Consider the following 15,013-nt stretch of genomic DNA (forward strand, 5'->3'; position numbering starts at 1 on the left):
CGATCAGGCGCCTGGCGGGCGCGCTCCGGACAGCAACAGTCCGGGCAGCCCGCTCGCCCGCCGCGTTCGCCGCTGCAGCGCCTGGGCCCACACCGCGGGGTCTGGCGCCACCAGCGTGAACGCGGCTTTCGCACGTGTGATGCCGGTGTAGACCAACTCGCGCGTCAGCACCGGGTTCAGGTGCGGCGGCAGCACCAGCGCGACGTGCTCGAACTCCGAGCCCTGCGACTTGTGCACCGTCATCGCAAAGGCGGTCTCGATCGCCGCCAGCCGGCTCGCCATCACCGAGCGCGGCGGCTGGCCCTCCCCTTCCAGCAGCCAGACCCGCAGGCTAGCCCCGCCCTCCACGCCCGGCAGCGCCACGCCCACATCGCCGTTGTAGACGCCGAGCGCGGCGTCGTTGCGCGTGATCATCACCGGCCGGCCGGCGTACCACTCGCCGTGGCGGGCGATGGCGCCGCGGCTGCGCAGGTGGGTCTCGATGCGGGCGTTCAGGCCGGTCACGCCCCAGTCGCCTTCGCGCAAGGCGCACAGCAGCCGCACACGCTCGAAGGCCCGCACGACACGCACGACCCAGGCCTGGTGCGCCACGGCATCGCCAGCGGGCGGCCGTTGCCGCAGCGCCGCCAGGTAGAGGTCATAGCCGATCGGCGCGCCGTCGCGACCCTGCAGCGCCAGCCCCAGCACGGCGGGCAAGGCCTGCGCCTCGGTCAGCGCCAGGCGCTGCACGGCGGGATCGCGGCGGCGGAACACCGCATCCGCTGCGCGCACATCGCCCGCGTTGACCGCCTTGGCCAGCTCGCCGATGGCCCCCTGAAAGCGCCGGCTCTCGCGCAGCATCACCGTCTGCTGCGCGAGCGCGGGCAGCGGCGTGCCGGGGACATGGCGCAGCGCGGGCGGCACCGTGTTGCCCGTGCAGGCCGCGATCCAGGCCACGCTGTCGGCGTCGTACTGGCCGCGCTCGGCTTGTCCGCAGAGGTCGCCGAGCACTGCTCCCGCCTCCACCGAAGCGAGCTGGTCCTTGTCGCCCAGCAGCACCAGCCGCGCCCGCGCGGGCAGCGCCGCCAGCAGCGCGGCCATCATCTCCAGGTGGACCATCGAGGCCTCGTCCACCACCAGCAGGTCGACGTCCAGCGGATGGCGGGCGTCGTGGCGCAGCGCGCGGGTGTCGGGGCGGGCGCCGAGCAGGCGGTGCAGCGTCAGGGCTTCCTTCAAACGGTTGGCGAGCAGCGCCCAGTCGAGCACGCCGGGCAGCGCGGCGCCGAGCTGGCCGAGGGCCTGGTCGATCGACTGTTTCAGGCGGGCGGCGGCCTTGCCGGTCGGGGCGGCGAGTGCGATGCGCAGCGTCTCGGGCGCCGGGTGCAGCGCGAACAGCAATGCCAGCAGGCGGGCGACGGTGTAGGTCTTGCCGGTGCCGGGGCCGCCGGTGATCAGGGCGAGCTGGCCGCGCAGGAGGGCCATGGCGCAGGCGATGCGTTGCCAGTCGGGGGCGGTGGGGTCGGTGGTCGGCGCAGGGGGGCCGAAGAGCTGGTCGAGCCAGTGGCGGACGGTGGGGGGGGCGGGGAGCGGGTCTTGCGGGCGTGGGTCCCCGCTTGCGCGGGGATGACGGGGGGTGGGGGGGGTGCCGGTCTCGGTGCGGGCGAGGACGGCGGCGGCGACGGACTGTTCGTCGCGCCAGTGGCGGCGCAGGTAGAGGCGTGCGCCGTCGGCTTCGTTTTCCAGGACGAGTGGCGCTTGTCCGCTCGCTGCGGCGGTGCCCTCGTCCACGGCGGCGCTGGTTTGCAGGTGGTTCAGCCAGTCAGCGCTGTCGGGCGACAGACGCTGCAAGGTGGCCGCCAGCGCGGCACGGGCGGCAGCGGGGCCGTCGAGCCAGGCGTCGTCGTCGGGGCGGGCGATCACGTCTGGGCGGCGCTGGTGCAGCAGTTCGTCCAGCGCGATGCAGGTATGGCCGCGGCTCTCGCGCTGGGCGAGCAAGGCGGCGCAGAGCAGCAGCTCAGGCGCGGCGTCCGGCAGTTCGGCCGACAGCCAGCGCGCCAGCGCAACGTCCAGCCGGCGCAGCCAGCCGGCGTCGCACCAGCGGTCGAGTTCGGCGAGCAGCTCGGTGGCGGTCAGCGGGCCGGTCTGCAAACCGGTCTCGTCGGTCTCGTCGGTCTCGTCGGTCTCGTCGGTCACGTCGGTCGCGCTGCGCGTGACAGCGGCTGCGGTGTATCCATCAGGCCCAGGATCTTCCGGATCAAGGCCATCCATCGGATCGGCGTCGAAACCGAAGTCGTACTGCTCGGGCTCGGGCGGAAAGGACTGCGGCATCAGGGGTTCACCATCGGGTCAAGGTCGGCGTCGGCAACGGCATCGGGCTCGGTGGTCTCGTCGTCCAGACACGCCTCCAGCGCGTCGAGCAGCACCAGCGGCGCCGGCACCACCACGCAGCCCGCCTGCGGCCCACGCACGCCGCGCAGGAACAGGTAGACCGCGCCGCCCAGGTGCTGCGCGGGGTCGTAGTCGGCGCCGAGGCGCTGGCGCAGCAGGCGGTGCAAGGCGAGCAGGTAGAGCGCCGCCTGCAGGTCGTAGCGGTGCGCGAGCATGGCGGCGTCGAGCGCGGCGGCGTGGTAGTCGGCGTCGCCATCGCCGAGGTGGTTGGACTTGTAGTCCAGCACCCACCAGCGCCCGTCGTGCTCGAACACCAGATCGGCGAAGCCCATCAGCAGGCCCTGCAGCGTCCGCGGCACCAGCGCCGGCCGCGCCTGTCCGGGCAGCAGGTGCGTGCGGCAGACGCGGTCGATGGCGTCGCTGTGCAGCGCGGCACTCGGCATCCAGAACTCCATCTCGGGCAGCACGGCGCCGATCCCGGACAGCGACGCGCCCGCCAGCGCCGGCAGCGGCGTGTGCAAGACCGCGCCCATCCACGCCAGCACCTCGTCGGCGCGGTCGGTGTGGCCGTGGCGCTCGCAGCGGCGGCGGACCAGGGTCTGCACCGCCGGGGTGTCCCAGCGGTCGAAGCCCTCCTCGGCCAGCCACTGCAGCAGCTCGTGCAGGAAGTTGCCGGCCAGCGCGCCCTTGGGGAAACGGTGCCACGCGGCATCGGCTTGCACCGCGGGCGCCGAGGTCAGCGGAAAGACGCCGCCATCGTCGCCACCGCCGGCCGCGGACCGGGCCGCCAGATCCGCCAGCCATTCCTCGCGCAACTGCTCGTCCCGCGCCGGATCGACGGCCCACGAGGACGCAGGGAGCAGACGGTCCCCATCCGCCTCGCGCGCATCCCGCAGATCACGCACCAGCGCGGAGAAACTGCCCACACTCCAGCGGCGGTCGAAGCTCGCCTGGTAACGCGGCGCCTCGGCCAGCGCGACCGGCGCCACCGCGCGCCGCAGCCGGGTGTAGCCGGGGCGCGTGGGCAGGGTCTCGACCGACACGCTGCCGGGCAGCGCCTCGCCGTCCGCGCCGGCCCAGTCGTTCAGCCGCTCCAGCGCCAGCGCCGGCGACAGCTCGCCCTGCCCGCCGCCGAGCAGGTAGCCCAGCGCGCTGCGGTCCAGCTTGTTGCCGCCCTTGCTGCCCGTCTTCAGGAAACCCACCCCCAGCCACAGCGCATGCCGCGCCCGCGTCAGCGCGACGTAGAGCAGGCGCAGATCCTCGCGCAGCCGCTCGCGCTCGGCCGAGGCCATCGCGTCGTCGCCGAGGGTGAAATCGAGCGCGCGGGTGCCGTCGTGGTCGACCCAGGTGATGAAGCGGCGTCCGCGCCGGTCCACCTCGCGGCAGGACGACGCAAACGGCAGGAACACCACCGGGTACTCCAGCCCCTTGGACTTGTGGACGGTGACCACCTGCACCAGCTCGGCGTCGCTTTCCAGCCGCACGACGCGCTCCTCGCCCGTGCCGCCGACGCCGTGGATCTGCTCGGACAGCCAGCGGATCTGGGCCTGCTCGCCATCGAGCTGGGCGGCGGCGGCCTGCAACAGCTCGCCCAGGTGCAGCAGATTGGTCAGCCGGCGCTCGCCGTCCGGCGGCGCGTCCGTCGCGCCGAGCCAGCGCGCCGGCAGGTCCAGCGCATGCAGCGTCTGCCGCACCAGCGTCAGCACGCCCTGCCGCTGCCAGACGCTGCGCAGGCGCTGCAGCTGCGCGAGCCGTTCGTCCCAAGCCTCTTCATCGGTTACCAGCCGGGCCAGCTCGGTCAGGTCCAGACCAGCGGTCGCGGTGGCGTAGGCGGCACGGGCCAATGGCGCATTCAGCGGATCGGCCACCGCCTGCAGCCAGCGCAGCAGGTCCGTCGCCTCGGCCGACGCGAACACCGAATCCTGGTCCGACAGATACACCGAGGCCACGCCGCGCCGCCGCAGCGCCAGCCGCACGGCGTCGGCCTCCTTGCGGCTGCGCACCAGCACCGCGACATGCCCCGGCGCCAGCCGCTGCCAGCCGCCGTCCTGGCGGCGGAACCCCACGGTGTCGTCGTTCAGCCAGTCCACCAGTTGCTCGGCGGCGTGCTGCGCCAGCGCGTCGGTGAGCGAGCGCTGCGGCAGCACGCTGTCGAGCGCGCGGGCGGTCAGCGCCGGCACGGCGCGTTCGCCGCGGACGAACACCTCGCCCCGCCCTTTCGCCTCCACCGGCTCGAAGGGCAGCGCCAGCGGTCCGCCCTTGTCGAACGCGAAGGCGCCGCCCGACCAGCGCCGCTCGGCCTGCGCGAACACCGTGTTGACTGCACCGATCAGCGCCTGCGTCGAGCGGTAGTTGGTGCCGAGGACGTGGTGGCGACCGGCGGTGGCGTGGCGCACCTGCAGGTAGCTGTAGATGTCGGCGCCGCGGAAGCCGTAGATCGACTGCTTCGGGTCGCCGATCAGCAGCAGCGCGGTGGACAGGTCGTGCTCGGCGACGCGGTACAGGCGGTCGAACAGGCGGTACTGCAGCGGCGAGGTGTCCTGGAACTCGTCGATCAGCGCGACCGGGTACTGCGCCAGGATGCGCTGGCGCAGGCGCTCGCCGGCCTCGCCCGCATCCGGCGACAGGGCCTGGTCGAGCCGCGCCTGCAGGTCGGCGAACCCGAAGCGGGCGCCGCGGCGCTTGAGCTGGTCGAGCCGGTGGGCGACGCGGTGGGTGGCGTGCTGCAGCAGGCGCGGCGCCAGCGGCTCCAGCGTGTCGAGCGTCTGCTGCAGGGCCTCGAACTCGGCGAACTCGGGGGGCAGCGGCGGCAGCCGGCAGCCCTTCTTGCAGGCCTTGACGATGCCGTCCGGCGTCAGGCGGGTGCGGCCGGTGTCGGGCAACAGGACCAGCGAGTCCGCCGCCGGATCCTCCGCCCAGGCGACGATCTGCTCGATCCACGCGTCGAGCGAGCTGGCGCGCAGCAGGTTGCCGTTGAAGGGGTTCGCGCCGCCCTGCTGCTGGGCGTTGATCCAGCCGGCGATGCGCCGCGCCTTGTCCACCCAGCCGGTTTTGAGCGCAGCCAGCGTCGCGCGGCGTTCGCCGACCCAGGCCGGCAGCCAGTCCTGCAGCGTGGCGCGGGGCTGCGGGTCCGGGCCGAGCAGCTCGGTCTGGTGGAGCAGCGGCTGCACCTGCAGTTGCATCGCCGCCACCGAAGGCCACACCCCCAGCAGCGCCTCCAGCGGCGCGGTGTCCAGCGGGTAGACCTCGCGGCGCCAGACATCGTGCACCGCCTGCGCCAGCAGCTCGGCCTCGTCGGCGACCAGCTCCTCATTGAAGAGGTTACCGCTGTCGAAGGCGTGTTCGCGCAGCATGCGCTGGCACCAGGCGTCGATGGTGTGGACCGCCGCCTCGTCCATCGCCTCGGCGGCGAGCGCGAGGCGGTAGGCGGCCTGCGAGCGGACCTCGCTGGCCGGGTCGTCGCCGTGGTCGGCGATCAGGTCGTGCAGGAAATGGTCGTGCGGCGCCGGCTCGGCCGCGCCGCGAAAGTACTGCGCCGCCTCGATCAGCCGGGCGCGGATGCGGTCCGACAGCTCGCGCGTGGCGGCGCGGGTGAAGGTCATCACCAGGATCTGCGAGGGCCCGAGCGGCTGCGCGGGCCGCCCGCCGTGGTCGCCATGGCCGAGCACGAGGCGCAGGTAGAGCGCGGCGATGGTCCAGGTCTTGCCGGTGCCAGCGCTGGCCTCGATCAGGCGGCTGCCCGCGAGCGGCAGGGTCAGCGGGTCGAGCAGGTGGGCGGAAGACTCAGTCATGGCGGGCGTCCTCGTCGTCCTCGTCGGCACCGGGGTGGGCATCGGGCAGCGGCAGCACGGTGACGTGGTCGACATCGGCGGCCCAGGCACGCAGGGGCTCGTAGAGGCGCTCGGCCCATTGGGCGAAGTTCGGGTCGGCGGCCAGCGTGTCCCAGTCGGGGAACAGGCGGGCGAGCGCGGCGTCCTGCACCTCGCCGCGGCTGGTGTGGCCGCCCTCGAAGCAGGTGCGGGCGGCCTCATCCGCCTTGTCGGGCTGGTCGGGGAACTGTTCGCGCGCGGCCAGCCAGGCCAGCGCGGTGCGGCAGGCCACCGCCAGCGGGCGCAACATGCCCTGCTCCCAGACATCGAGCAGGTCGTCCAGCACCGCCTGCGCCACCGCGCGGCGCGGCGCGACCAGCACCAGCAAAGCGTCGCGCGCCACGATGCGCGCCTCCAGGTCGATGCCGCAGGCGCCCGCCACCAGCAGGCGCAGCCACGGCCGCACCAGCTTGTACGCCAGCGGCTGCAGCGTCTGGCTCTTCTTGTCGAAGCGGCACAGGCGGCGCGCGTCCAGCGTCAGCCAGACCGGCCGGTCGCTGCCCGGCGCCTGGCGCAGCTCGTCGAGCCAGTCGTCCAGCGTAAGGCCGTCCAGCTCGGCGGTGACTTGCCGGGGCTTGGCCGGCTCGGAGAGTTCGCGGCGCCAGGCGTTCCACTGCAAAGCCATCGGCGCACTCTGCTGGACAAACTGGGTGCGCCAGCGCTGGCCAATGCCGCCCACGGGCAGCTCGCCGCGGCGCACCAGCCGCTCGGTGCGGACCTGCAGATCGGCGCGGCAGGCGGCGATGGTGGTCGGCGCTTCGTCCGCGGGCGACTCCAGCAGCTCGCGCAGCAGCAGGGTCTCGTCGAGCGCGTTCAGGTCGAAGGGCTCGTCGTCTGCTACGGCGAGGTCAAGCGGCTGGAAGACGACGCCCAGGCGCTCGCGGAAGTGGTCCTTCACGGGGTTGAGGAGGAAGTTCTCGAGGCGGCGCAGGGTCAGCGGGAGCATGGCCTGGCGCTCGGCCACGGACAACGCGGCAGCCCCACCGGTCATTCCCGCGAAAGCGGGAACCCACGAACGTCCACCGGCCTCGCCTGAGTGGGTTCCCGCTTTCGCGGGAATGACGGCGGTGGGGGTGGCGGTAGATGCGGCTTCGTGGGCCTCGCGCCACTCGCGGGCGTAGGTGAACAAGGAGGCGCCGCCCTCGCCCACCCCAGTGGCTTCGAAATACCGCCGGCTGAACGGCTGCAGCGGATGCTCGGTCGTCAGCCGGTCCACGACCTCCGGCCCCCAGCCCGCGGCGAGGTGGTCGCGCAGCTGCGACACCAGCACGGACGGCGGCTGCGCGGTGTTGTCGCGCACGCTGCGGCCCGCCCAGCTGATGGACAGCACACGCCGCGCCGACAGCAGCGCCTCCAGCATCAGCATCCGGTCGTCGTCGCGGCGGGCGCGGTCGCCGGGGCGGTGCTGGCCGGGCAGCGCCATCAGGTCGAAGTCGCTGCGCGGCGCGCGGCGCGGGTAGTCGCCGTCGTTCATGCCGAGCAGGCAGACCACCTCGAACGGGATCGCCCGCATCGGCATCAGCGTGCAGAACACCACCCCGCCGCCGAGGAAGCGGCTGTTCAGGCTCGGTTCGTCCACGCCCGACAACCAGCCTTCGCGCAGCACGGGCAGCGTCACCGGCGCGTCGAAGCCGGCGTCCTCGCAGTCGTCGAGCCAGCGGCCGAGCGCGTCGTCGAGCGACGCCAGCATCAGGCGGTCGTCCTCGTCGGCGGGGTCGAGGAAGGTCTGCAGCAGCGCCTGGCCGCGCGCGAACCACTGCGCGGGCGACACCGGCGCGCTCGCCTGCTGCCACCAGACGCGCAGCGCGTCGATCAGCCCGGCCAGCGAGCCGGCGATCGCGGCGTCCAGTCCGCCGATCTCGTCGTACGGCTCGATCGCGCGCCACGGTGGCTCGGCGCTGGAGCCCGCACCGCTGCTGTCCGAGCGCCCGCAGGCATAGCCCAGCAGCATCCGGCGCAGCCCGAACAGCCCCGTGTTCTGCTCACCGCACGCGCCCAGCCCGAGGCCGTCGCGCTGCGCCGCGTCCAGCCCCCAGCGCACGCCGGCGCCGGCCAGCCAGCGGGCGGCGGTCGCGCGGTCCTCGTCGTGCAGGCCGAAGCGCCGGGCGAGTGCGGGCACGTCGAGCAGGTCGCGCAGCTCGCTGGCGGTGCAACGCTGCTCGGTCACGCGCAGCAGCCACTCCACCGCCATCAGCAGCGGCTGGCGTCCGCGCTGGCGCAGGTCGGCGATCTCGTAGGGGATGTGGCGGGCGTCGTGCAGGCCGTGCTGGCCGAAGACGGCGTGGATGATTGGCGCGTAGGGCTCGATGTCCGGCAGCATGACGACGATGTCGCGCGGCGCCAGTGGCGTGGCGCCCGGGTGCGCCAGCAGGTGCAGCAGCTGGTCGTGCAGCACCTCGACCTCGCGCATCGCGCTGTGGGCGATCTGGAAGACGATCGAGCGGTCGTCTGCGGCCAGCGGTGGGCCGGCCTGCACGCGCGCCGTCAGCTCGTCCATCGGCAGGCCGTCGCGGACGGCGCTCTGCACCTGGGCCAGCAAGGTGTCGCCGTTGCCCTCGTCGAACAGGTCGATGCGCGGGATCTGGAAACGCTGGCGCGCGGTTTCCGCGTCGTCGAAGGCGTCAAGCAGGCGGATGAAGTCGCGCCCCTGGCGGCCCCAGGCGGCCAGCAACGGGTGCGACTGGCCATGCGCCTGGTCCAGCGGCACGGCGCCGAGGTCGATGCCGCGGCGGTGGCCGTGGCGCTGGCGCGGAGCGCGCAGCAGTTCGCGGCCGTCGATGATGTCAGCCCAGTGGAACTGGCAGGGATTCGGCACCGCCAGCAGCACCTGCGCCCGCTGCGCCAGCGCCGCCAGCGCCTGCAGCGTCTGCCACGGCAGGTGGCTGTGGCCGAACAGCACGACGCGGCGCGGCAGCGGCTGGCGCGGCGCCTCGCCGGCGTCCACCGCCTCGACGAAGCGCCGGTGCACATCGCTGCGCACCGCGCGGCGACCGGCGGCATCCAGCCCCTCGACCAGCCGGTGCCACAGCCGGGCCTGCCAGCGCTGGTCATCGGGCAGCGGCTCGGTGACGCCGTTGCCGCGGATGAGGTGCTCGCGGCCGCGGCCCCAGGCGTCGAGCCAGTCGGCGCGGTAGAGCTGGTACTGGTCGTAGAGGTCGGCCAGCCGCTCGGCGAGCTGCAGGCGGCGGCCGAGGTCGTGCGTACCATCAGCTGCGGGCGAGGCGGACAGGAACTGCGCCAGCGGCTCGAAGCCGGGTTCGTCGATCCACTGCGGCAACGCCTGCATCAGCCGCCAGGTCAGCGGCGCCTTGTCGAGCGGCGAGCGGGCCGGCGCCCCGTCGCGGCCGAGCATCGCGCGGTACAGGCGCCAGAGGAAACGCGCCGGCAGCTCGACCCGGGTCGCCGCGCACACGCCACTGCGCCGGGCCAGCGACATCTTCATCCACTCGGCGATGCCGTTGCTCTGCACCAGCAGCACGTCCTGCTCCAGCGGGTCGAGCGGGTGGCGCTCCAGCCAGGCGAAGACGGCTTCCTGCAGCAGCTCCAGCCGGTTGCCGTGCAGCACCAGCAGGCCGGGCGTGATCGGGGAGCGGTTTCTTTCAGTCTCGGGCATGGGCGGCAGTATCGCCCACGCCCCTGCGGCGGCAGGTTCAGGCGCGGTGCAGCGCGCTGTCGAGTTCGGTCTCGACGGCACGCATCGAGACTTCCTTGGCGCGCAGGTCCAGCCGCTCCACGCTGCGCACGCTGGGTAGCGGGATGCGGCACAGCCCCTCGTGGTCGTGGTCCCAGCTGTCGAGGAACCAGACGCCGTCTTCATGCACCAGCCGCATCGGCGAGACGACCCGGTCCCGCTCCCGCCCACCGTCGTCGCCATCGACCGTGAGCCGCAGCCGGCGGCGCTCCAGCACCGCGCTGGCCAGCCGCTCGAAATGCCGGCCGCGCACCGGCCGGTGCACCGGGGCCACCACGCGCACGCGGCGGGTCAGTTCGCGCGCCACCGTCTCGCTGGTGCCGAGCATGCCGTGGAGCTTGTCGAGCAGGGGCTGCAGATGGCGGCTCATGCTGCCATTGACCCCCAGACCGTCGAGCAGCTGGTGCATGGTCAGCAGGGCGTGGATCTCGCGCTCGTTGAACCAGACGCCCGGTGATTCGGCCATGAAGCTGCGCCGGCCATTGCGGCCCACGGTCTCGAAGCGGTAGCCGTTGCGGTCGCGGTCGTAGACGATCGCGGCATCCATGCGGGTGCGCAGGTGGTCCAGATCCCGCTTGAGCGTGGCGCGCGAGACGGCCAGCTCGGTCATCAGATCGGCGAAGCTCACGCAGCCGCGGCTGCGGATGAGCATCTCGATCTTGCAGAAACGTTCGGTGCGTTCCATGGTCATGGTTCCCCCTCGTGGGCATTGGTCGAAAAACCCGCCTCAAAACGCCGGATTCATGCGCCGCATGGAATCCTGGCTCAACAATTGAGCCTGATGGTAGCGGTGGAGTCACCATGTTTCAGCATGCAAGAACCCCGTGTTCAGGGGACAAACCACCCCGGCAACCACCACCCCGCGCACTACGCACTCCCGGGGAGCAGGGCTTGACGCACACCGTCCGCACACGCACGGGTGGACATTCAGAAGCGGGCAACATGGCCGACAACAGGGCGGCCTACACTCGCGCGACGTTCACGATCGACCGACCATGACACGCCAGACCTGCCTCCCCTCGCCGCTGCGCCGCCTGCGCACGGCCCTGACCGCCCTGGCGTTCGTCTGCGGTGCAGGACCGATCGCTGCCACCGGGCACGAGGCCACCCCGCCGGCCCGCCCGGACCTGACCGGCACGCCCGCCGGCGAGGCCCGGGTGATCGTCAAGTTCCGCACGACCCGGCAGGTCAGCGCCTTGTCCGCCACCGCCACCGTCGGCAGCACCACCGTCACCGAGCCCCGCAGCGCCCAGGCACTCGGCCAGCGTGTCGGGCTCCAGCTCGGCGATGGTCCGGCCGTTTCCGCCGACACCCAGGTGATCCGCGCGACCGGCCTGAGCAACGCCCGTCTGATGCAGGCGCTGGCGGCGGACCCGCAGGTCGAGTACGTGGTCGAAGACCGCAGACGCCGCGCGCATGCGGCCGTGGTGAGCGATCCGCTCTTCGCTGGCGGACCGGGCGTCAGCCCCGCGGCCGGTCAGTGGTACCTGCAGGCGCCGAACGCGGCGGTGGTCTCGTCCGTGAACGCCGAATCGGCCTGGGCACTCACGACCGGTCGGGCCGACATCGTCGTCGCCGTGCTCGACAGCGGCGTGCGCTTCAACCACCCGGACCTGGACGGCAAGCTGCTCGCCGGCCACGACTTCGTCAGCGAAGCCATCACCTCCAACGATGGCGACGGCCGCGACGCCAACCCGACCGACCCGGGCGACTGGATCACCGAGTCCGAAAACGCCACTTCGCCGACCTTCGGCGGCTGCGGCGTCCAGGACAGCTCCTGGCACGGCACCCAGGTGGCCGGCCTCGTCGGTGCCGCCACCAACAATGCCACTGGCATGGCCGGCATGGGGCGCCATGTGCGGGTGCTGCCCGTGCGCGTGCTGGGCAAGTGTGGCGGCTACGACGCCGACATCGTCGCCGGCATGCGCTGGGCAGGCGGGCTGCACGTCGACGGCGTGCCCGACAACCCGACCCCGGCGCGGGTCATCAACATGAGCCTGGGCGAAACGGGGTCCTGCATCGCCGGTGCAGATCCCACCCGACCCGGTATCGCCAGGCTCTATCTGGACGCAATCAGCGAACTGCGGCAGAAAGGTGTCGTCGTCATCGCCTCCGCCGGCAACGACAACGGTGCCGTCAACATGCCGGCCAACTGCGCGGGCATCATCGCCGTCGGTGGCCTGCGCCACGCGGGGGACAAGAGCGGCTTCTCCAGCCTGGGCAGCGAGGTCGCCATCGCGGCACCGGCGGGCAACTGCGTCAACGCGACCGGAGAATGCCTGTACCCCATCCTGAGCACCATCAACACCGGCCGCACCGGCCCGGAGTGCCCCGGCTACACGACGGGCAGCAGCACCCAGGGCCTGGGCACCAGCTTCTCGGCCCCGCTGGTGTCCGGCACGGTCGCCTTGATGCTGTCGGCCCAGCCCACGCTCACGCCCACGCAGGTGCAGAGCCTGCTCCAGTCGACAGCCCGGGCGTTCCCGGCACGCCCCGCTGGTGCCACAGCCCCGGCGTGCAGCACCGACACCACCGTCTCGCAGATCGAATGCCACTGCACGACCGCGACCTGCGGTGCCGGCATGCTGGACGCCGGTGCCGCCGTGCGCGCCGCCGCTGGCACGTCCCTCGTCGCCCGTCTGGGCGACGGCAGCACGCGGGTGGCCATGAACGGCAGCGTGACGCTGGATGCCCGCGGCTCCAGCACCGGGGCCGGACGCACCGTCACCGGCTACCAGTGGCGCATCACCGATGGCACGACCCTGGCCGGATTCAGCGGCAGCACGACCGGCAGCACCGCCGTGCTGAACGCACTGGGCAGCGGGCTGGCGATGGTGGAGCTGACCGTCACCGACAGCAGTGGCGCCACCAGCCGCAGTGCCGCCGTGCTGCGCACAGGCCCGGTACCGGCCGCAGCCTGCGGACCGGATGCCAATGACGCCATGGCGTCCGACGGCGGCGGTGCGGTGAACGGCGGCTGGCTGGCGGGACTGGCCGCCGTGGTGGCCTTGCTCGCCTGGAGCCGCCGCCGCGCGGGCTCAACCGGTCACTGAACGCCGAGCCGGCGCGCCAGCGTCTGCACGTGGCCCATCGACACCCGGTGGGCGTGGATCAGGCCCAGCAGGCCGAGGCGGTGCAGCTCGATCACCGCCTCGTCCGGCAGCGTCGCCAGCCGGGCTTCGTCGATCATGTAGAAGCCACCCGCGCTGAGCGGCTGGCCGTCGGGCAGCGCGCCCTGGATCTCGCCGCCGCGCAGCAGGTCCAGCGCGACCAGCCGGTCGCACAGCACGCGGGTGCGCACCGTCTCGCGCTCGAAGTTGTCGAGCAGCTGGAGCACGGCCTGCAACACCGGTGTCGGCTCGCCGGCTGCGTCCAGCACTTCGTCGCCCGACGCACCACCGAAACCCGGCCAGGCCGCATCGACCACCAGGTTCAGCGTGCCCTCGTCCGTGGCGGCATAGGCAAAGGGATAGCGGCGCAGGAAGGCCGGCAGGTAGGTCGCCTGCCATTCGCCGGCGGGGCCGACGAACAGGTTCTCGCCTTCGCGCAGGCCCAGCAGGACCACGGGCGACACCTGCACGCGGCCCTGTGCATCCTGGCCTGCCGGCACGAAGGCGATCGGGAACTCGCGCGCCGCTTCGATGAATTCGATGGCGGTCACGGGCACGGCGTTCAGGCCTTGCGCGACGCGCCAGTCGCGCACAGGCGCCACACGGTGGCCGGCATGCTGCTCGCGGGTCACGACGACCGGCTGGCGGTAGAGCACGGAGGGACTGGGGTTCATTCGGAACTTCCTTCTTCTTCACGGAGGCGGCTGGCCAGCACCTTGTCCACGCGCTTGCCGTCGAGGTCGACCACCTCGAAGCGCCAGCCGGCCCATTCCACCGCGTCGGTGGTCTGCGGCAGACGGCCCAGCAGGAGCATCACCATGCCGGCCAGCGTGTTGTAGCGGCCACGGTCCTCGTCGGGGAGCTGTTTCAGGCCGAGGCGGTCCTTGAGTTCGGGCACCGGGATCATGCCGTCCACCAGCCACGAACCATCCTCGCGCTGCACCGCCCAGGCGTCCTCGGCCAGGTGGGGCGTGAACTCGCCGGTGATGGCTTCCAGCACGTCGCGCAGCGTGATCACGCCCTGCACCACGCCGTACTCGTCCACCACGAACACCATCTGCACGGGCGAACCACGGAAATGCTCCAGCAGTTCCATGCCCGACAGCGTTTCCGGCACGAACACGGGCGGCTGCATCGAGTCGGTCAGCGAGATTTCGCGGCTGGCGGCGAGCTGCATCAGCAGCTGGTGCGCCGTCACGACGCCCAGCACCTCGTCCAGCCCGCCGCGGCAGACCGGGTAGCGCGAATGGCCATGCTCGGTCAGCCCGGCCAGGATCTCCTCGCGGCTGGCCGCGACCTCCAGCCAGGCGATGTCGCCGCGCGGAATCATCATCGAGCCGATCTGGCGGTCGTCCAGGCGGAACACGTTGCGCACCATCTGGTGCTCGTGTGCCTCGATCACGCCCGCGTCCAGGCCCTCTTCGAGACTGGCCGCGATTTCCTCTTCGGTCACGCCCCGGTTGGTGCTTTCGCGCACGCCCATCAGGCTGAGCACCGCCTGCGTGGTGCCGGCCAGCAGCTTGACGAACGGGCCGGCCGCGACCGACAGGCCGCGCATCGGGCGAGCCACCAGCGTGGCCACCGTCTCGGGGTACATCTGGCCGACGCGCTTGGGCACGAGTTCGCCGAAGATGATCGTCATGAAGGTGATCAGCGCGACGACCAGGCCGGTGCCCAGCACATCGGCCACGGTGGCCTCCATCGGCAGGTGCGCCAGCAACCAGGCCGACACGGGCCCGGAAAAGGCAGCCTCGCCCACGATACCGTTGAGCACGCCGATCGAGGTGATGCCGATCTGGACCGTGGAAAGAAACTGCGTGGGACTGTCGTGCAGGGCGAGCGCGGCACGGGCACCAGCATCGCCGGTCTCGGCCATCACCTGCAGCCGCGCCTTCCGGCTGGCCGTCAGGGACATCTCCGACATGGCGAAGACGCCGTTGATCACGATCAGCACAAAGAGAAGAGCTAGGTCCTAG

At 72.5% G+C, this 15,013-nt stretch carries 7 protein-coding genes; 1 reads left to right on the forward strand and 6 read right to left on the reverse strand.

Going from position 1 to position 15,013, the window contains the following annotated elements; translation table 11 throughout:
- Positions 1 to 3 precede the first annotated feature (3 nt).
- Genes recD through BDD16_RS01670 form a run of 4 tightly spaced genes read right to left on the reverse strand, consistent with a single transcriptional unit; the run spans position 4 to position 10,612 of the window.
- Complete coding sequence (recD, locus tag BDD16_RS01655) at positions 4 to 2,307, reverse strand: exodeoxyribonuclease V subunit alpha (RefSeq protein ID WP_179632330.1); 2,304 nt, start codon at positions 2,305 to 2,307, stop codon at positions 4 to 6.
- Positions 2,307 to 6,158, reverse strand: coding sequence for an exodeoxyribonuclease V subunit beta (recB, locus tag BDD16_RS01660; protein ID WP_179632331.1), 3,852 nt, complete (start codon positions 6,156 to 6,158; stop codon positions 2,307 to 2,309). Before recB ends, recD begins: the two co-directional genes overlap by 1 nt.
- The gene (gene recC, locus BDD16_RS01665; protein WP_179632332.1) at positions 6,151 to 9,849 is read right to left on the reverse strand and encodes an exodeoxyribonuclease V subunit gamma; all 3,699 of its coding nucleotides are present in this window, start codon (positions 9,847 to 9,849) and stop codon (positions 6,151 to 6,153) included. Before recC ends, recB begins: the two co-directional genes overlap by 8 nt.
- A gap of 37 nt (positions 9,850 to 9,886) precedes the next feature.
- The gene (locus tag BDD16_RS01670; protein WP_179635951.1) at positions 9,887 to 10,612 is read right to left on the reverse strand and encodes a helix-turn-helix transcriptional regulator; all 726 of its coding nucleotides are present in this window, start codon (positions 10,610 to 10,612) and stop codon (positions 9,887 to 9,889) included.
- A 310-nt stretch (positions 10,613 to 10,922) separates the two neighbouring features.
- On the opposite strand from BDD16_RS01670, the gene BDD16_RS01675 reads away from it, so the two are divergent.
- Complete coding sequence (locus BDD16_RS01675; protein WP_179632333.1) at positions 10,923 to 12,980, forward strand: S8 family peptidase; 2,058 nt, start codon at positions 10,923 to 10,925, stop codon at positions 12,978 to 12,980.
- On the opposite strand, the gene BDD16_RS01680 is transcribed toward BDD16_RS01675, so the two are convergent.
- Both BDD16_RS01680 and BDD16_RS01685 read right to left on the reverse strand, forming a co-directional pair.
- Positions 12,974 to 13,711 carry a SapC family protein gene (locus BDD16_RS01680; protein ID WP_179632334.1) on the reverse strand — a complete coding sequence of 246 codons (738 nt, stop codon included), beginning with the start codon at positions 13,709 to 13,711 and terminating at the stop codon, positions 12,974 to 12,976. The genes BDD16_RS01675 and BDD16_RS01680 overlap by 7 nt on opposite strands.
- Positions 13,708 to 14,991, reverse strand: a complete 1,284-nt coding sequence (locus tag BDD16_RS01685; protein ID WP_310732764.1) for a hemolysin family protein — start codon at positions 14,989 to 14,991, stop codon at positions 13,708 to 13,710. Before BDD16_RS01685 ends, BDD16_RS01680 begins: the two co-directional genes overlap by 4 nt.
- Between the last annotated feature and the right edge of the window lie 22 nt (positions 14,992 to 15,013).

Source organism: Sphaerotilus montanus (assembly GCF_013410775.1).
Taxonomy (GTDB): Bacteria; Pseudomonadota; Gammaproteobacteria; order Burkholderiales; family Burkholderiaceae_C; genus Sphaerotilus; species Sphaerotilus montanus.